An 18233-nucleotide genomic window follows, 5' to 3' on the forward strand; every position below is an offset into this window, starting at 1 on the left:
GGGTGTGCTCCTTAGGGTCTGGGGCCCGTGAGGCCCTGTCCGGCTGCGAAGCCGGCGATCCGCCGGCGGACCTGGTCCGAGCCCATCAGCCGGACGAACTCGTCGACGGCCGACCGCTCGGTGCCCTCGTCGAGGATCCACAGCCGTCGCAGATAGCTCTTCAGGTCCGCCACGGTGGCCGGGTCGAGCTTGGAGGCGCGGAACAGCAGCCGCCGCCGGGCCGGCCCCGGGTCGTCGGCGAGCTCGTCCACCAGCCGGCAGCGCTCCGCCCGCTCGGCGTCGACCGGCAGGGTGCTGAGGGCCATCGCGTACGCCTGCTGGAAGCCGACCCGGCGGATCAGGAACGGCAGCACCGAGCACGGCAGCAGGCCCCACAGCGCCTCGGGGAGGCTGAACCGGCTGCGTGCGGTGGCGTGCACGAGGTCACTGGCGGCCACCAGGCCCACTCCCCCGCCGACCACCTCGCCGTCGACCTCGCTCACCACGATCCGGCCGATCGTGGTGAGCCGCCTGAGCAGCGCGAAGTACTCCGCCCCGCCACGTTCGGCCTGTTCCGCGGGAGTGCCGTCCGCCGCTGCCACGCCTGCCAGGTCCATGCCGCTGCAGAAGGTGTCGCCCTCCGCGCGCAGCACCACCATCCGGCACTGGGGCGAGTGTTCGGCCAGGTCGAGGGCGGCGCCGAGCTCGGCCAGCAGGTCCGCGGTGATGCTGTTGCGCTCGGCTGGCCGGTTCAGGGTGATGGTGAGCAGGGCGCGTTCGGCCGCCACCCGGAGGGTGCGGCATCCGGTCAGCTCCACCGGTACCTCCGCTCGAAGCCCCGGATCTCGTCCAGGACGAGCAGGCCGCGGCCCTCGAACCGGCTCCGGTACGCGTCCCCGTACTCCGCCGGGTCGAAGCGCTGGTCGCGTACGCCCGCCATCCGCTGGGCGGCGCCGTCGGCCAGGGCCTCGTACTCGGGCATGGTCAGCGGGTGGCGGGTGGCGATGGCACCGGCGATGTCCAGCTCCGCCAGCTGCTCGGCGGCGCCCTCCGGGACGATCCCGCTGTAGAACTCCGAGGCGCAGCCCGATCCGTAGGAGAACAGGCCGATCCGCCGGGCCCCGGCGTCGGGCCCGTCCTGGTCGATCAGCGAGCACAGGGCGAGGTAGAGCGCGGCCGAGTAGACGTTGCCGACCTGGGTGCAGTAGGCGAGCGAGGCGGCGGTGCGCCGGTGGAAGTCCGCCTCGATCTCGGCCGTACCGAGGCCCTTGAGCTTGCGCAGCAGGGTGCGGTGGGCGCCCTTGACCATGCCGGCGAAGGGGGTGTGCAGCACCAGGCGGTCGAAGGTGGAGACGATGTCGGCGCCGAGGACCCGCTGCGCGTAGTGCTGGTAGCTGTTCTCCAGGCAGGCCAGGTAGGAGAGCAGGGACAGGTCCGAGTCACCCGCCTCCAGATCGGGCCGGGGCCGCAGGGTGTCCATCACCTGGTAGCTGTGGAAGCCGCTGGCCCCGGCGTCCAGCGCCAGGATGCGCGGCTGCGCTCCGACGATCATCGCGACCGCCCCGGCCCCCTGGGACGGTTCCCAGTAGGTGCCCCGCGCCGCGGCGCCGGACGCGTCGGCTGCGATCACCAGTGCCTTGGCGTCCGGGTCGGCCCCGGCCGCGAGGATGCCGGCGGCACTGCGCAGCGCCGCGGTGCCGCCGTAGCAGGCGTGCTTGGTCTCGAAGGACCGGCAGCGCCGGCCCAGTCCGAGCGCCTCGTGCACGTAGGTGCTCAGCGGCTTGCCGAAGTCCACGCCGGACTCGCTGCCGACGACGACCAGTTCGATCCGCTCGCGCTCGGCGGGGGTGAGCGCCTCGACGAGCGGCCTGGCGGCGTTGACGGCGTTGGTGACGGCGTCCTCGCAGGGCAGGTTGACGGACTTGTGGCGCATCATCAGGTTGTCGAACCTGCGGACGTCCAGACCGCGCGCCTCGAAGAGGGTCCGGACGTCCAGCGAGGCTCTGCCGACATAGGCGTTGACCGCCTCGATGCCGACGTCCATTCAGCTGCCGCCCGCGCCGGGGTGGTGCGGCACCAGTACGGTCTCGCGCAGGCTGCCGTCCAGGAACATCCGCCCCCAGGTGCCGCCGCCGCGGTGTGCCGGGACGCGCTCGCCGGTCAGCAGTTCGCGCAACTCGGCGTCCCCCGCCTCCAGTTCGACGATCCGGCGGTAGTCGTCGAGGGTCTTCAGGTGGATCAGCCAGTGCACCCGGTCCTGGACGCCCCACTGCTCCTCGTAGAGGAGGACGGTGGCGTACCCGGCCAGCGCCTCGTTGATCCGGCTGAGCCAGGCGAGCGCGAACTTGCGCGCTTCCTTGCGGAATTCGAACCTCACCTGGCCCGACCGATGGATGATCACGCCGGCGTTGGCACTGTGCAGCATCTGCTCGGGCGACTGCCTGGTCTGGCAGCGGGCCGGCGCTGCGAACAGGTCGCCCAGGTCCTCCTCGTCGGCGTGGGTGAGCCCGTGCTGGGGGACGATCACCCGCTCCTGGAAGGAGCCCTGGACGAACATCTTCTCCCAGTTGCCGCCGCCCTTCTCGGTGAGCCGGTCAGAGGTGGAGACCTCCTGGAACTCCTCGTCGTGGTCCACCATCTCCAGCAACCGGGCGTAGTCGTTGGGCGCCCGCATGTGGATCAGCCAGTGCATCCGGTCCTGGACGCCGAACAGCTCCTCGTACACCAGGGTGGTGGCGTAGGGATGGAGTCCCTTGTTGGTGAAGAACTGCAGATCCCTGGCGAACGACCGGCCCTCGGCACGGAGTTCGTATGCGAGCTGTCCGACCCGGTGGATGATGAGACCGGAATTCGCGGAGTGCATCAACTCGTCGGGGGACACGTCGACCTGTTCCCCCGCCGGCGGAATGAACGACCACGCCATGTCGGGAATTCCCTTCCTGCCACGTTCCGCGGATTCCATCGGCGGCGGTGCACGCCGGTCCGCGGTGCGGCCACGCTAACCGGGGGCGGAAAGCGGCCTCTGCTCAATGTTGGGCAACGCCCCCCGAGGGGCCGGGGACTACCCTCGACAGGGAAGCGGACCACATGGTCCACTTGTGGCCGGGGAAGCACCAACACGCCCCGGCCGCCTCACGATTGGAGAGCTCCCGATGCCCCGCGTGACCCCCGAGTCCCTCCGGTTCGACCAGGCGGCGGACGACTACGACGCGTACCACGGCGGTCTGGAACGCGGCCGCAAGGCCGCCGCGGACCTCTCGTCCCATCTGCTCCCCGGCGCGGTGCTGGACATCGGCCTGGGCACCGGCCTGGTCGACGTGGGCCTGGCCGAACTGGGCCACCGCGTGCTCGGGGTCGACCTGGCCCCGGGGATGGTCGGCCGCGCCCACCGCCGGCTCGGCGGTCGGGTGGTGATCGGCGACGCGCACGCGCTGCCGTTCGCGAGCGGCTCGCTGCCCAACGTGGTGATGGTGCACGTGCTGCACGTGGTGGACGACATGGCCGGGGTGCTCGACGAGGTCGGCCGGGTGCTCGCGAGCGGCGGACGGTTGGTCACCGTGCACGGTGTCCCGATGGCCGAGCCGGACGACCTGGTGGCGGCCGAGTCCCCGCTGGCGGTGCTCAAGCCCGAGGTGCCCGACACCCCCGAGCGGCTGGCCGCGGCCGCCGCCAAGGCGGGGCTGCGGGTGGTCGAGGAGGCATCGGTCAATCCGTACGAGATCGATCTGACGCCCAACCAGTACGCCGACAGCATCGCGAACCGGGTCTGGTCCTACCTCAAGAACGTCGACGACCCGGACTGGCAGCGGCTGGTCGTGCCGGTCGTCGCCGCCCTGCGCGCGCTGCCCGAGCCGGACCGCGAGCGGCACCAGGTGTGGCGGGTTCCGCTCACCGTACTGGTCAAGAACTGACCTACCGGACAAGGGGGATCACATGGAGTCAACCACGGACACCAGGCCGGTCGAGCCGGCGACCTCGCTGACCGAGCTGCTGCGCGAACGCGCGGCGAGCGAACCGGACGCCGCCGCGATCACCGTGGACGGCCTCGCCCCGCTCACCTTCGAGGAGTGGAACGACCGTGCCGACGCGGCCGCGCACGGCCTGCTGGCCTTCGGCGAGGGCCGGCTGCGGCGGATCGCCCTGTACTTCGGCGGGCTCGACTGGGTCGGCTACGCCGTGGCGTACCACGCCGCCCAGCGGGTCGGCGCCACCACCCTGCACCTCAACGACACCATGCCGGCCGAGGAGGTCGCGTACCGGCTGGCCGAGTGCGGGGTCAACGGCATCGTGCACGGCAACGGGCTCACCCCGCCGGTCGACTTCAGCGGCTGGACGGCCCCGCTCGGTGAGCTCGAAGGCGGCCTGCACCGGCCCCTGGTGCGGCCGGTTCGGCCGGACGCGGTGGCCGACATCCTCTACACCTCGGGCACCACGGGCCGGGCGAAGGCCATCACCGTCACCCACGCCAACATGATGTTCGGGCGCGCCAAGCCGACCATCGACACCCTGGGCGTCTCCGACCACCTGCTCGCCGCGATGCCGCTGGGCACCTCGTCCAGCCAGGGCACCGCCTCGTTCCCGCTGCTCTCGCGCAGCACGCTGCTGGTCGCCCCGCCCGACGCGGCCGAGCGGATAGCCGAGTTGGTCGTCCGCTACGAGGTCGGCTCGATGATGATCACCCCGGCCACCGCGCTCGCCCTGGTCCGGGCCAGGGTCCACGAGCGCCACGACCTCGGCAGCCTGCACACCGTCACCACCGCGTCCTCCGCGTTCCCCCCGGCCGTCGCCCGGGACCTGCTCGCCATGCTGCCCGGGGCCACCCTGGCCATGGCGTACACCTCCCTGGAGGCCGCCCCGGCCGTCACCCTCAACGTCTTCGACCCGGCCAGGCCCCTCTCGGTCGGCCGGCCCGCCCACGGGACCGAGGTCCGGATAACCGACGACCTGGACCGCCCGCTGCCGGCCGGCGAGGTCGGCGAGATCTGGCTGCGCAGCGCCGCTCCCAAACGCCGCTACCTCGACACCGACCTCGACAAGAAGTTCAACGTCGGCGAGTGGACCAGGATGACCGACCTCGGCCGGCTCAGCGAGGACGGCGAACTGACCTTCTTCGACCGCTCCGCGGACGCGGTCCGCACCGGCACCACCCTGGTGTCCAGCATCGCGGTGGAGGCCGAGCTCTACGAGCACCCCGCCGTCCGCGAGGTGGCCGTGATCGGCACCCCTGACCGGGCGCCGGGTCAGGTGGTCACCGCCGTGGTCGTGCTGACCTCCCCGGAGCGGCTCGCGGACGTGCGGGCCTTCGCCGAGGAACGGCTGCCCGCCGCCGAGCGGCCGGCCCGCTACGTGGTCGCCGACACCCTGCCGCGCAGCTTCCTGGGCAAGGTGCTCAAACGCGAACTGCGCCAGCGGTTCGGCGCCGTTGACGCCTCCCGGTCCTGATCCGCGGACCACCGACCGAACCACGCCAAGGAGTAGCCCGATGTCCCTCGAACCCGACCTGCTCGACGTCCTCGGCTGCCCCGAGCACCCGGACGCCGGCCTCCGGAACGACCCGGCCGCGGCCACCCTGACCTGCGGTGAGTGCGGCCACGCCTACCCCGTGGTCGACGGCGTGCCGATCCTGCTGGCGCCGGCCGCCCGAGGCTAAGACCGACCGGGGCCTGGCCCGGCCGACCTGTCCGGTCGGCCGTCACATCAGCGGCGGAGCCCGGTACTCCGGGTGCGGCACCATGATGCCGGGCCACTGCCAGTGCCCCGGCCGGTCCGCCGGCCACCGTCCCCTCCCGGAGGATTCCCGCACCGTGACCACCACCCCGCCGGCCCCCCGCTCCCGCGCCGACGCCGTCCGCAACCAGCAGTTGCTGGTCGCGGCGGCGGCTCGTGCCTTCGCCAAGAGCGGCCTGGGCATCCCGGTCTCGCAGATCGTCCGGGACGCCGGACTCGGCAAGGGCACCGCCTTCCGCTGCTTCCCGTCCAAGGACCACCTGGTGGCGGAGATCGTCCGCGAGCGCTTGGACGAACTCACCACCCGGGCAGTCGAGTTGGCCGCGGAGGAGGACGCCGGCGCCGCCCTGTACGCCTTCCTGCGCGCCGCCGCGGCGCGCTACGCCGACGACCGGGGCTTCTTCGAGGCGCTCTCGCTACCGCCGCGCGCCCACCCCGAGGTGCGCGCTTCGGAGGAGCGGCTGATCGACGCGGTGGACCGGCTGGTCCACCGCGCCCAGCGGCAGGGTTCGGTGCGCGAGGACGTCACCACGGTGGACGTCCTGCTGCTGCTCGGCGGCGTCCGGCAGGCCGCCGCGCCGCTGCACCCGGCCCGGCCCGACCTCTGGCAGCGCTACCTCGACCTGGTCTTCGACGGGCTGCGCGCCGGCCAGGGCCGACCGCCCGCCGGCCCGGCCCCGACCCGCACCGACTACCGGCGGGCCGCCGAGTCCCTCGCCAGCGGGGGTTAGGCCCGCCCACCACCGGCCGGACGGAAGTCCGGCCGGGACGCCACCGCCCGCGCGAGCGAGCTCGCCGGGCCCGTCCTCCCGTCAGGAGTGCCTGTGACCCACTCATCCACCAACGCCGGCCCAACGGCCCCGGCCGAGCCGGGAACCGGACCGGGCCGGCCCGCACTGGTTCTCCTGTTCCTCTGCCTCGCCGACCTGATGGTGGTGCTGGACGCCACCATCGTCAACGTCGCCCTCCCCTCGATGGAGAGCGGGCTCGGGATGTCCCAGAACAGCCTCCAGTGGGTGGTGAACGTCTACGCCCTGCTGTTCGGCGGCTTCCTCATCCTCAACGGCCGGCTCGGCGACGTCTTCGGCCGCAAGCGCCTGCTGCTCGCCGGCGTGGTCGTGTTCACCGCCGCGTCGGTGCTCAACGGACTGGCCACCGACGCCTGGGTGCTGATCGTGGGCCGCGGGCTCCAGGGCCTGGGCGGTGCGATGATCGCCCCGGCCGGACTCTCCATCATCAACACCTCCTTCCAGGACACCTCGATGCGGACCAAGGCGCTCGCCGCCTGGAGCAGCATCGCCGCCGCCGGCGGCGCGCTCGGCCTGCTGCTCGGCGGTCTGCTCACCACCACGCTGTCCTGGCACTGGATCTTCTTCGTCAACATCCCGATCGGCGTGGCGGTACTGCTCGGCTCACGGCTCATCCCTGACTCCCGGACCGAGGCGGGCGACCGGTCGGTGGACGTGTTCGGCGCCACCACGGTGACCGGCGGGCTGCTGCTGCTGGTCCTCATGCTGAGCAACGGCGACTCCTGGGGCTGGAGTTCGGCGCGCACCCTGGGCGTCGCCGGCGCGGCCGCGGTACTGCTGGCGGCGTTCGCGGTCTCCTCGCTGCGCGGCCGCGCGCCCATCGTGCCGTTCGGCATCTTCCGGATCCGCTCGCTGGCCGTCGCCGACCTGGTGCTCCTGATGCTCACCTCGGGCATCTTCTCGATGTTCTTCTTCTCCGCGCTCTACCTCCAGCACGTCCTCGACTACAGCCCGCTGCGGGCCGGCCTGGCCTTCCTCCCGGCCGCGGTCGGCGTGATGGCCGGCGCGGGCCTGGCGCAGCCGGTGATGGGCAAGCTGGGTCCGGTCCCGGTCGGCACGACCGGCCTCGGCCTGGGCGCGGTGGGCATGGTGCTGCTCTCCCGGCTGCCCAGCGCCGGCAGCTACGCCGGCGACCTGCTGCCCGGCCTGCTGACGCTCTCGGTCGGCCTGGGTGTCGCGTTCGTGCCGATCACCCTGCTGGCCACCTCGGGAGTGCCCCAGCGGGACGCCGGGCTGGCGTCCGGCCTGTATCAGACCGTTCAGCAGATCGGCGGCGCGCTCGGTCTCGCGGTGCTCTCCACCCTGGCGGCGCGCAGGGCCGCCGATGATCTCGGGCATGGCGGCGCGGCCGCGGCGGCCCAGGTCGCCGGGTTCCGCTCGGCGTTCGCCGGAGGTGCGGTGATCCTGGCGCTCGGCGCGGTGCTGTTCGTCGCGCTGCTGCGCAAGCGTCATGTCGAGCCCGTGCTCCAGCAGACGGCGGCACCGGCCCCGGCCGACGCCACCGGCTGAGCGGAGCCGGCGCCACTCGACGACACCAGGGCCGGGGGCCCGCGACCGCTCGGCGCGGTGCGCGGGCCCCGGGGCCGTCGACCGGCTGCCGACCGGCCGCCGCGGTCAGTCGGCCACGGACCGGCCCGCCGCCAGGCGTTCCAGCAGCCCGACCGCCTCGGCGGGTCCCGGCAGGGCGTGCAGCTCGGCCCGCAGCCGCTGGACGTTGGCCCGGTAGTCAGGATCGGTCAGCACCTCGGACACCGCCTCCCGCACCGCCTCCGGGGTGAGCGTCCACGGGTCGACCGTCCGGCCGATCCGCAGTTCGGCGCAGCGGCGCGCGTTGTCCGGGTGGTCGCCGAGGAACGGCACCACCACGTGCGGGATCCCGGCGTCCAGCGCGCCCACCACGGTGTTGAAGCCGCCGTGGGTGACCGCAACGGCGCAGTGCGGCAGCAGCAGACTCTGCGGGATGTAGCGTTCCACCCGGATGTGCGGTGGCAGCGGCCCGAGTTCGGCCGGGTCGCTGTCCCGGTCCACGGTGGCGACGACGTTGACCGGCTCGTCCTCGAAGGCGGCCAGCACCTTCCGGAACAGCTGCGGGAAGGCACCGGGCACCCAGCGGTTGGTGATGGTGCCGAAGGTGACGTAGACGATCGGCCGGTCCGGCAGCCCGGCGAACCACTCGGGCAGTTCCTCCCCCTCGAAACGGTCGAACGGCATCGGCCGCAGCGCCCGCAGGGTGGCCGGCCTGGTGCCGGCGGGATCCAGGTAACCGGGCGGGGCGCAGCACAGGTAGAGGTGGCGGTGCAGCATCAGCTGCTCCGGGTCGGGCGCCAACCCGGCCTCCCGCCGGGCCTGTTCGAGCTCTGCCCGGATGTCCTCCGCGAGCGGGCCCAGGTCGTACAGCGGGGTGGTGTCCAGCGCCGCGTGCGGCACCCCGAGCACCTCGGCGGCGAGCGCGCCGCCCACCTCGTAGCTGTCGCGCACGATCACGTCCGGCCGCCAGCCGTCCGCCAGCCGTACCAGGTCGGGTGCCATCCGGCGGGCGCGTACGCCGTACATGATACGGGCGATGGCGATCCGGTCCATCTCCACGCCGTGCGGCGGCAGGCCGCGGGCCTGCTCCTTGATCTTCAGGAACTCCTCGTCGCCGTCGCCGGAGCGGCCGAGGCCGGCGGCGAAGCCACGGAAGCCCATGGCCTCGATCGCGGGCAGCAGCGAGGCCCCGCTGGCGAAGGCCACCTCGTGGCCGGCCGTACGTGCGGCGGCGGCGAGCGGTACCAGCGGGTGGAAGTGTCCTGGGGCCGGTGTCGCGGTGAACAGCACACGCATCGATGGGCTCCTCAACAGTCGGTTGGGAGTTGTCTAACGCCCACGAACCGCCCGCCGCTGCTCAGTTGTGGCCAGTACCGGGCGGTCAGTCGACGAAGGCGACCTGGTGGCCGGCCGCCTCCGGCGCGCAGACCGGCAGCAACCGCTCGGCCTCCGCGACGAGTTGCCGGCGGACGGGGGCGGACAGCTTGGCCAGCGGGGTGAGGGTGAGCACCGCCTGACGGCGTTTGACGTCCAGCGACCACACCCCGGCCACCAGCCCGTCCACCAGGAAGGTGGGGCGGAGCTGCAGATTGGCCTTGGCGTACACCGCGTCCTTGTACTCCTCCGGGAGGATGCGCGCGCGGCGCTTGGGCGCGTACGCCAGCAGGGTGCTGTCGAACCAGGGCAGCAGCCGGACCGGAGCCGGCTGGCCCTCGTGGGGGCGAGGCGCCTGCGGCAGGTCGTACAGCACCCGGCCGCCCTCGTCGGTGAACTCCGCCAGTTCCGGCGCCAGTTCCTTCAGGACCGCCTTGACCTGGGTGACCTTCCCGCCGATCCACTGGGCGACGTCGTCGGCACCGGCCGGGCCGAACGCCCGCAGATGCCGCCGGACCACCTCGCGCAGCGCCTGGGCGGGCTCGGGCGGGCCGCCGGCCGGGCGCGGCGCGGCCCGCAGCGCCTCGGGGACCTTGGTGCTCCAGCCGCCCTGCGCCGGGGTCCGGACCAGGGCCGTGGTCGAGCGGAACGGGCGCCACTTGTAACGGCGTTGGAACTCCAGCTCGGCCGGGTCGACGGCGTCCGGCCGCGCCGCCACCCACTCCTCCAACCAGTCGGCGATCTCCTCGGGCGACCGGGCGACCTGAGCGGCGAACTCCGCCAGCTCGGCCCGCCGGCGCTCGGCCTCGGCGGTCGGCTCGCCGCCGGTCCGCCGCCAGGTGTCGTCCCCGACGGCCACCACCGCGGCGGCGTAGGCCGCGTGCTCGCGCGCGGTGACCAGGTGGAGCGTACGGCGCAGCAGTGTGCCGACCACCAGTTCGCCGCGGTCCAGCGCCTCGTGCACCGTGCGCGCGCCGACGCCCTCGACCCGGGACCACAGCGCCACCGGCAGGGCCGGGCCGTACTGGGCCTGGACGGCCCCGATCGCCTCGACGGCCTCCGGCAGCGGTGACGCCATCCGTTCCAGCAGTCCCTGCCGGGCCAGCAGTGCCCGGTTGAGCGCGCGGTCGGTCAGCTTCTCCTTGTGCACGGCCCACCCCTGTCCTCGCGACGGCCCACCGCCGCAGCGTAGCCGACCCGGCCGCGCCGACAACGTCCGAATCCCCGTGCCGGAATGCGCAATTGTGCCTATCGCCGCCCGCCCGGCCGCTCCTAGGTTCTCGATCGAACTCACGTACCCGGCCCCGTGACGAAGAGACGAACAGATGCCCGCACCCTCCCCCGAACCCCCTACGGATCGCCGCCGACATCCCTTGCTCTGGGTGTCCGTCGGGCTGCTCGTGGTACCGCTCGCGATCAGTGCCTTCGCGCTCGGCAGGCTCCGAGCGACCGGTCCGGGCGCGGACTGGACGGCCGCCGCGCACCAGCCGGACCTGACCGCGCGGTTCCTGGTCGCCGTCGTCGTGGTGCTCGGCACGGCACGGCTGGCCGGCCGGCTCGTGGTGCTGGTCGGCCAGCCTCCGGTGGTCGGCGAGATCTGCGTCGGCATCGCGCTCGGGCCCTCACTGCTCGGCCGGCTCTCCCCGGAGCTGGCCGAGCGGCTGTTCCCGCCGGCCGTCCTGCCGATGCTCAACGCGCTGGCCCAACTCGGCCTGGCACTCTTCATGTTCGGGGTCGGCCGGGAGCTTTCCACGGTCCGGCTGCGGGAGGCCGGCAGCCGCGCCCTGCTGGTCACCCAGTCCTCGCTGGCCGTCCCGTTCGCGGCGGGCACGGTGGTCGCGCTGGGCCTGGGCACCGGGTATCTCGGCCCGGCCGGCAACCGGCTCGCCTTCGGCGTCTTCCTGGGCTGCGCGCTGAGCATCACGGCCTTCCCGGTGCTCGCCCGGATCCTCGACGAGCTGGGGCTGACCCGCAGCCGGGTCGGGCGGCTGAGCCTGCTGGCGGCCGCCGTCGGCGACGCCGGGGCGTGGCTGGCACTGGCCGCGGCGGTCGCACTGGTCCAGGGCCCGGGTGCGGTCGGCACCGGCTTCACGCTGTCGGCGGGCCTGGTGACGGCAGTGCTCTACCTCGGGCCGCTGCGCCGCCTCCTCGCCCTGCTCGCGGCCCGCTGGGCGGCCCGGCCCGCGAGTGGCGGCGCCGCCCTGCCCGTTGTCCTGCCGGTCTGCCTCACCGGCATCTCCGCCGCGCTCACCGCGGCGATCGGCCTGCACGCCGCGATCGGCGCGTTCCTGGCGGGGGTGGTGTTCCCGGGCGGCTCTGAGCGGCTCGGGGCGGCTGCCGACCGGCTGACCGGCCTGTCGGCCGGCCTGCTGCTGCCGTTCTTCTTCCTGGGCTTCGGTCTCTCGGTCGACCTCGGCGCGCTGCCGCTCACCGCGGGAACGCTGTGGACCGGCGCCGTCCTGCTGCTGGTCGCGGTGGCCACCAAGCTGCTCGGGCCCGGCCTGTGCGCCCGGCTGACCGGCATGTCCTGGCGGGACTCGATCGGCCTCGGCGTCCTGCTGAACGCCCGCGGCCTGACCGAGCTGGTGGTCCTGGGGATCGGCCGCCAGGCGGGCATCATCGACGCGCGGATGTTCACGATCCTCACCCTGGTCACCCTGGTCACCACGGTGCTCCCGGTGCCGGTCCTCAGACTGCTCGGCCACGCCGGCCGCGCGCCGGGCGCCGCCCCGGACGACCCGTCCGAGGCGACGGCCGAGCCCGCCGGCGCGGCCCGGAGCCACTGACCTCGCCCTGTCGCCGTGCAACGACCCCGATTCTGCGGAGAATTGATGGACCATCGCCAACCGGCCCTGGTGGGCGCCCGCGCGCTGCCCGACACCACCCAGCCGTCGATCGGCCGGCGCTTCATGCTCTCGCTCCAGGCCGCGGACAGCCCGAGGTTCCCCACCAGTGGCTTCCGGCGCTGGTTCGCCGAGCGGCGAAAGCGCGCCTTCACGGTCTCCCGCATCCCCTTCGCCGAGCTGGACCAGTGGTACTTCGAGGCGGACGGCGGCAACCTGCGCCACCGTACCGGGCGGTTCTTCTCGATCGAGGGACTGCGACTGGAGGACGGCGACCGCAGTGGCCCCGACCCGGCCAGGCCGATCATCGTCCAGCCGGAGATCGGCACCCTGGGCATCCTGGTCAAGGAGTTCGACGGCATCCTGCACTGCCTGATGCAGGCAAAGATGGAACCCGGCAACATCGGCTCCGTCCAACTGTCCCCCACCGTCCAGGCCACCCGCAGCAACTACCGGCGGGCGCACGGCGGTTCGCGGGTGCGCTACCTGGAGCACTTCACCCGCCCGGGGCACCCCGAGGTCCTGGTGGACCTGCTCCAGTCGGAGCACGGCTCGTACTTCCTGCACAAGCGCAACCGGCACATGGTGGTCGAGACCACCGCCGACGTACCCGAGCACGAGGACTTCCACTGGCTGACGCTCGGCCAGATCAGCCGGCTGCTCCGGCAGGAGCACGTGGTCAACATGGACGCCCGAACCGTCCTGTCGTGCATACCGCTGGAGCCGGCCGCCGGACCGGACGGCGCCGGCTTCCCGGACGCGGTGCTGCACTCGCTCGGCCCGCAGGCCGCCCCCCGGCACTCGGACGCCGAACTGACCGGCTGGCTCACCTCGGCCCGGGCCGGGGCGGACGGTTCGGTGCGCCGGGTCCCGCTGACCGCCACCGAGGCGGACGGATGGATCCGCGGGCCCGGCTCGATCACCCGCCGGGGCGGCGCCGACTTCGCCGTGATCGCGGTGCGGGCCGAGGCGGACAACCGCGAAGTCCCGTCCTGGACACAGCCGTTGGTGGAACTGACCGGCCCCGCGGTGCACGCCTTCATCGCCAGGCGCCTCGACGGGATGCTGCACGTCCTGGTGCGGGCGAGCGCGGAGCGCGGCTCACTGAACGGCCCCGAGCTGGCGCCCACCGTCCAGTGCCCGCCCGGCGGGACGGCCCGCTACCTCGACCAGGTGCTCCAGGCGCCGCCCGACCGGGTGCATTTCGACGTGGCGCAGTCCGAGGAGGGCGGCCGCTTCCACCTCGCGCGGACCCGCAACCTGATCGTGGAGGCCGAGGACGGCTTCCCGGTGGACCAGCCGGAGGAGTACCGCTGGATGACGCTCGATCAACTGGCCCGGATGACCCGGCTCGGACAGCACGTCAACATCCAGGCGCGCACGCTGCTCGCCTGCGCCCCCTCCGTCTGGTGACGGCGTCATGGAAACGGACCGGAACATGAGAGAGCGTCGGGCTTCCCTCCCGATCGAGAACACCCGACCGGACAGACTCGACACCCTCACCGGCCTCCGGTTCGTCGCCGCGCTGCTGGTCTTCCTCTACCACTCCTTCCGCGAGCAGCACCTCGTCACGGGCGGCACCGGCAGCTGGCTGGCCTCGATGGTGGACCGGGGCGGCAGCTACGGGGTGGGCTTCTTCTTCGTGCTCAGCGGCTACGTGCTGACCTGGAGCTTCCGGCCCGGCACACCGAGCGGACTGTTCCTGCGCCGACGGCTCGGCAAGATCTTCCCCAACCACCTGGTCACCCTCATCGCCGCACTGGCGCTCGCCGCCACCGGCTCGGCGGCGCTGACCACCACCGACTGGTTGCCCAGCCTGGGACTGCTCCAGTCCTGGTGGGCGGACCCGGTGGTGACCTCCGCAGGCAACCCGGTGAGCTGGTCGCTCTCCTGCGAACTCTTCTTCTACCTCTGCTTCCCGCTGCTGCTGCCGCTGATCAACCGGATTCCGCCGCGCCTGCTGTGGACCGCGACCGCCGTGGTGGCCGGGCTCTGCGCGGTCCTCGCGCTCGCCGCCCGCTACCTCGTCACCGACCAACCCCCGCTGCCCTACCCGGGTTTCGAGTCCATGTCGTTCGATCAGGTATGGGTGGTCTACTACTTCCCGCCCAGCCGGCTGCTGGAGTTCGTGCTCGGCATCCTTCTCGCCCGGCTGGTGCTGACCGGCCGGTGGGTCCGGATCGGCATGCTGCCCGCCGCCGCCCTCGCCCTCGTGGGGTACGCGGTCTCCTCCGAGTCCGCCTACCTGCTGGGCGTGGGCGGCCTGGCCACGCTCTGGGTCGCACCGCTGATCGCCGAGGCGGCGACGGCCGACCGGCTCGGCAGCCCATCCGCCCTGCGCGGGCGGGTCTGGCGCAGGCTCGGTGAACTGTCCTTCGCCTTCTACATGGTGCACTACCTGGTCCTGACCGAGCTGCGCCGGGCACTGGGCGAGCAGTGGACGGCTCCGGTACCGGTCGAACTACTGGTGGCGCTGCTCGCGCTGGCCGTATCGCTCGCTCTCGCCTGGGTGCTGTACGAGGCTGTCGAGCGCCCGGTGACCGCCCGGGTGGGCCGCCGCCTCCGGCCCGCCGGAGCGCTGACATGACCCGGCGGCCCGGCGCCGCCGCACCGCCCCTGGTGACGGTGCTCGGCGCCTCCGGCTTCGTCGGCTCCGCGGTCACCGCCGCCTTCGCCGACCGCCCGGTACGGCTGCGCGCGGTGGCCCGCCGACCCAGCACGGTGCCGGCCGGATCGGCGCAAGTCGAGTCGGTCACCGCCGATCTGACGAACCATCAGGACCTCGCAGAGGCAGTGGACGGCTCGGACGCGGTGCTCTGTCTGGTGATGCACTCCGGCGGCTGGCGCGCGGCTGTGGACGACGGGCCCGAGGCGGTCAACGTCGGTGTGATGCGCGAGCTGGTCCAGGTGCTGCGGAGTGCCGAACGCCCGCCCCTGGTGCTGTACTCGGGCGCGGCCTCCCAGGTCGGCGTCCCGCCCGCGGAGCCGATCGACGGCAGCGAGCCGGACCACCCCGCGACCGAGTACGACCGGCAGAAGCTCGCCGCCGAGAGCCTCCTGCTGGACGCCACCGCGGCCGGCCTGCTCCAGGGCGTCAGCCTGCGCCTGCCCACCGTCTTCGGCCCCGCCACCGCGCCGGGGGCCGAAGACCGGGGCGTGGTCTCCTTCATGGCCCGGCGCGCGCTGGCCGGCGAACCGCTGACGCTCTGGCACGACGGGACGGTCCGCCGCGACCTGGTGCACGTCCACGACATCGCGCGGGCCTTCCTGGCGGCCTACGACCACCCCGGCCGCCTGGTCGGCGGCCACTGGCTGCTCGGCTCCGGCCAGGGCACCCCGCTCGGGGAGGTCTTCCGCACGCTCGCCCGGCTCGCTGCCGAACACACCGGCCGACCTCCGGTGCCGGTCTGCTCGGTCGAACCGCCCGCGCACGCACCGCTCACCGACTTCGCCGGCGTGACCATCGACTCGTCCGCGTTCCGCGCCGCCACCGGCTGGGCGCCCGAGGTGCCGCTGGAGGAGGCGCTGCGGCACACCGTCGCCGCCCTGGCCGACCGAGCCGCGCGCTCCTGAACTCCCCGGCCCCGGGCCCGATCCACGCCCGGAGCCCGCCCCGACCGAACGGAGAGCCATGACCATCCGAGTGTGGGACTACCTGCTGGAGTACGAGAACGAGCGGGACGACATCCTCGACGCCGTCGACTCCGTCTTCCGCTCCGGGCAACTGGTGTTCGGCGCCAGCATGCGCGCCTTCGAGGAGGAGTTCGCCGCCTACCACGGCGTCCGCCACGGCATCGGCGTCGACAACGGCACCAACGCGATCAAGCTCGCGCTGCAGGCCCTCGGGATCGGCCCCGGCGACGAGGTGATCACCGTGTCCAACACGGCGGCGCCGACCGTGGTCGCCATCGACGCGGTGGGCGCCACTGCGGTCTTCGTCGACGTCCACCCCGACACCTACCTGATGGACACCGAGCAGGTCGCCGCCGCCGTCACCGACCGCACCAGGGCGCTGCTCCCGGTCCACCTCTACGGCCAGTGCGCCGACCTGACCGCACTGGAGCCGATCGCCGCCCGGCACGGGCTTGCCCTGCTCGAGGACTGCGCCCAGGCCCACGGCGCCCGCCACCACGGCCGGGTGGCGGGTTCCACCGGAGACGCCGCGGCGTTCTCCTTCTACCCGACCAAGGTGCTCGGAGCATACGGCGACGGCGGCGCCGTACTCACCCGTGACGACGAGGTCGCCGCCCGACTGCGCAGGCTGCGCTACTACGGCATGGCGGACCGCTACTACGTGGTCCAGACGCCGGGGCACAACTCCCGCCTGGACGAGGTGCACGCCGAGATCCTGCGGCGCAAGCTCCGCCGCCTGGACGGCTACGTGGCCGCCCGCCAGGCCGTCGCCCGGCGCTACGTCGAGGCACTGGCCGACACCGAACTGGTACTGCCGGTCACGGCCGAGGGCAACACCCACGTCCACTACGTCTACGTGGTCCGCCACCCCCAGCGGGACGCGATCCTCGAAGCGCTCAGGGAACAGGACATCGCGCTCAACATCAGCTACCCCTGGCCGGTCCACACCATGAGCGGCTTCGCCCACCTGGGCGTCGCCCGGGGCTCGCTGCCGGTCACCGAGGCGCTGGCCGAGGAGATCTTCTCACTGCCCGTGTACCCCTCACTGCCGGCCGACCAGCAGGACCGGGTGATCGAGGCGCTCCGTGACGCCCTGCTGAAGGTCTGAGCCCCCCGTCAGCACCGAACCCGGCGTCAGTACCCAACCCGGCCGCACGACCCGACCCGGCCCAGGAGGACCCAGTGCAGGCACGCCCACTCGCCGTCGACGGCGCATTCGAGTTCATCCCCCGGGTGTTCCCCGACGACCGCGGACTGTTCGTCTCCCCCTTCCAGGAGGCTGCCTTCGTCGAAGCCACCGGCCGGCCGCTGTTCCCGGTCGCCCAGACCAACCACAGCCGCTCCCGGCGCGGCGTGGTGCGCGGCGTGCACTTCACCACCACACCACCCGGCACAGCCAAGTACGTCCACTGCGCCCGCGGCGCGATCATCGACATCGTCGTGGACATCCGGGTCGGCTCCCCCACCTTCGGCAAGTGGGACTCCGTCCGCCTCGACCCGGAGGACTTCCGCTCGGTCTACTTCCCCGTGGGCGTCGGGCACGCCTTCGTCGCACTCGAGGACCACTCCGTCGCCTCCTATCTGCTCTCCAGCCCGTATGTCGCGGAGCACGAACTCGCGCTGTCCGTCCTGGACCCCGAGCTCGGCCTGCCGATCCCGACCGGCATCGACCCGCTGCTCTCAGACCGCGACCGCAAGGCCCCGACGCTCCAGGAGGCGCTGGCCGCCGGTCTGCTGCCGCACTACGAGGAGTGCCTCGCCATCGAGGCCGCCGGGCGCGACCGGCGCTCCTGACCCGTCTCCCCGTTCCATCCCTCCGCCTGTGGCCCGGGACGCATTGCGTTCGGCGATCCGGCGCATTCCGTGACTCGGGCCGCTCCTTTTCCTGTGGCCCGGGCCACATTCCGGCGGGGGCATTCGGAGCCCTAAAGCCGCCCTAAAAGGAGAAAATCGGGCAAATAGTTTTAAGTCGCCCGTGACGGTGGCCACATGCGGCAGACACTCCACTACCCCGCATAGTGGACCACCCCCACCGGGCCCGCGGCCATCCGGCCACCATCGCGGCCACCCCGGGGCCGCCCGGGCCGCCACCGACCGGCCGGTCCGGCATCAGCCCAGTTCAGAGTCGTGATCACGGAACTCGAAAACGGGCCCGAAGGCCAGGTTTCAGCCCCACCGCGGCGGGTACAAAGCCGCGCCCCGGGAACCCCGACGGGCGACGCTCCTACGACACCGCGTCGTAGGCCGGCCGTTTCCGACCCCTTGGAGCCCGCCACCGGGCCCGCTAACAATGGCTTCAGTCGCCACGACGCACCGGGCCTTCCACCCGAGTCGTAGCGAA

At 73.0% G+C, this 18233-nt stretch carries 16 protein-coding genes; 11 read left to right on the forward strand and 5 right to left on the reverse strand.

Annotated features, from left to right (window positions below; translation table 11 throughout):
- Positions 1-11: 11 nt before the first annotated feature.
- The 3 genes from ABD369_RS30290 to ABD369_RS30300 are packed head-to-tail and all read right to left on the reverse strand — an operon-like array spanning position 12 to position 2902.
- Positions 12-797 (reverse strand): enoyl-CoA hydratase-related protein, encoded by a 786-nt coding sequence (locus ABD369_RS30290; RefSeq protein ID WP_344639772.1) that lies wholly within the window; start codon positions 795-797, stop codon positions 12-14.
- The gene (locus ABD369_RS30295; protein WP_344639773.1) at positions 788-2023 is read right to left on the reverse strand and encodes a hydroxymethylglutaryl-CoA synthase family protein; all 1236 of its coding nucleotides are present in this window, start codon (positions 2021-2023) and stop codon (positions 788-790) included. Before ABD369_RS30295 ends, ABD369_RS30290 begins: the two co-directional genes overlap by 10 nt.
- Positions 2024-2902 (reverse strand): DUF6039 family protein, encoded by an 879-nt coding sequence (locus tag ABD369_RS30300; RefSeq protein WP_344639774.1) that lies wholly within the window; start codon positions 2900-2902, stop codon positions 2024-2026.
- Between the two features lie 229 nt (positions 2903-3131).
- Between ABD369_RS30300 and ABD369_RS30305 the strand changes: the two genes are divergently transcribed.
- From ABD369_RS30305 to ABD369_RS30325, 5 genes are all read left to right on the forward strand, one after another.
- Positions 3132-3890 carry a class I SAM-dependent methyltransferase gene (locus ABD369_RS30305; RefSeq protein WP_344639775.1) on the forward strand — a complete coding sequence of 253 codons (759 nt, stop codon included), beginning with the start codon at positions 3132-3134 and terminating at the stop codon, positions 3888-3890.
- A gap of 22 nt (positions 3891-3912) precedes the next feature.
- Complete coding sequence (locus tag ABD369_RS30310) at positions 3913-5421, forward strand: class I adenylate-forming enzyme family protein (RefSeq protein WP_344639776.1); 1509 nt, start codon at positions 3913-3915, stop codon at positions 5419-5421.
- 40 nt (positions 5422-5461) lie between these two features.
- Positions 5462-5629 (forward strand): Trm112 family protein, encoded by a 168-nt coding sequence (locus tag ABD369_RS30315; RefSeq protein ID WP_344639777.1) that lies wholly within the window; start codon positions 5462-5464, stop codon positions 5627-5629.
- 154 nt (positions 5630-5783) lie between these two features.
- On the forward strand, positions 5784-6437 hold the full coding sequence (locus ABD369_RS30320; protein WP_344639778.1) for a TetR/AcrR family transcriptional regulator: 654 nt from the start codon (positions 5784-5786) through the stop codon (positions 6435-6437).
- A gap of 93 nt (positions 6438-6530) precedes the next feature.
- Complete coding sequence (locus ABD369_RS30325) at positions 6531-8024, forward strand: MFS transporter (RefSeq protein WP_344639779.1); 1494 nt, start codon at positions 6531-6533, stop codon at positions 8022-8024.
- A gap of 105 nt (positions 8025-8129) precedes the next feature.
- Here the strand turns inward: ABD369_RS30325 and ABD369_RS30330 are convergent, their stop codons facing one another.
- Together ABD369_RS30330 and ABD369_RS30335 are read right to left on the reverse strand one after the other, a co-directional pair.
- Positions 8130-9338: a glycosyltransferase gene (locus ABD369_RS30330; protein WP_344639780.1), complete on the reverse strand. Its 1209-nt coding sequence runs from the start codon at positions 9336-9338 to the stop codon at positions 8130-8132.
- Between the two features lie 85 nt (positions 9339-9423).
- On the reverse strand, positions 9424-10566 hold the full coding sequence (locus ABD369_RS30335) for a winged helix DNA-binding domain-containing protein (protein WP_344639781.1): 1143 nt from the start codon (positions 10564-10566) through the stop codon (positions 9424-9426).
- Between the two features lie 232 nt (positions 10567-10798).
- Here ABD369_RS30335 and ABD369_RS30340 point away from each other — a divergent pair, with 232 nt between their 5' ends.
- From ABD369_RS30340 to ABD369_RS30365, 6 genes are all read left to right on the forward strand, one after another.
- On the forward strand, positions 10799-12202 hold the full coding sequence (locus ABD369_RS30340) for a cation:proton antiporter (RefSeq protein ID WP_344639782.1): 1404 nt from the start codon (positions 10799-10801) through the stop codon (positions 12200-12202).
- A 45-nt stretch (positions 12203-12247) separates the two neighbouring features.
- Entirely contained in the window at positions 12248-13672 is a 1425-nt protein-coding gene (locus ABD369_RS30345) for an NDP-hexose 2,3-dehydratase family protein (RefSeq protein WP_344639783.1), read from the forward strand.
- A gap of 25 nt (positions 13673-13697) precedes the next feature.
- Positions 13698-14846 carry an acyltransferase family protein gene (locus tag ABD369_RS30350; RefSeq protein WP_344639784.1) on the forward strand — a complete coding sequence of 383 codons (1149 nt, stop codon included), beginning with the start codon at positions 13698-13700 and terminating at the stop codon, positions 14844-14846.
- The gene (locus ABD369_RS30355) at positions 14843-15832 is read left to right on the forward strand and encodes an NAD-dependent epimerase/dehydratase family protein (protein ID WP_344639785.1); all 990 of its coding nucleotides are present in this window, start codon (positions 14843-14845) and stop codon (positions 15830-15832) included. Before ABD369_RS30350 ends, ABD369_RS30355 begins: the two co-directional genes overlap by 4 nt.
- 58 nt (positions 15833-15890) lie before the next feature.
- A complete protein-coding gene (locus tag ABD369_RS30360; RefSeq protein WP_344639786.1) occupies positions 15891-17000 on the forward strand; it encodes a DegT/DnrJ/EryC1/StrS family aminotransferase in 1110 nt (369 codons plus the stop codon).
- Between the two features lie 74 nt (positions 17001-17074).
- The gene (locus tag ABD369_RS30365) at positions 17075-17686 is read left to right on the forward strand and encodes a dTDP-4-dehydrorhamnose 3,5-epimerase family protein (RefSeq protein ID WP_344639787.1); all 612 of its coding nucleotides are present in this window, start codon (positions 17075-17077) and stop codon (positions 17684-17686) included.
- The last annotated feature ends 547 nt before the right edge of the window (positions 17687-18233 follow it).

The organism is Kitasatospora cystarginea (genome assembly GCF_039533515.1).
Lineage (GTDB): Bacteria > Actinomycetota > Actinomycetes > Streptomycetales > Streptomycetaceae > Kitasatospora > Kitasatospora cystarginea.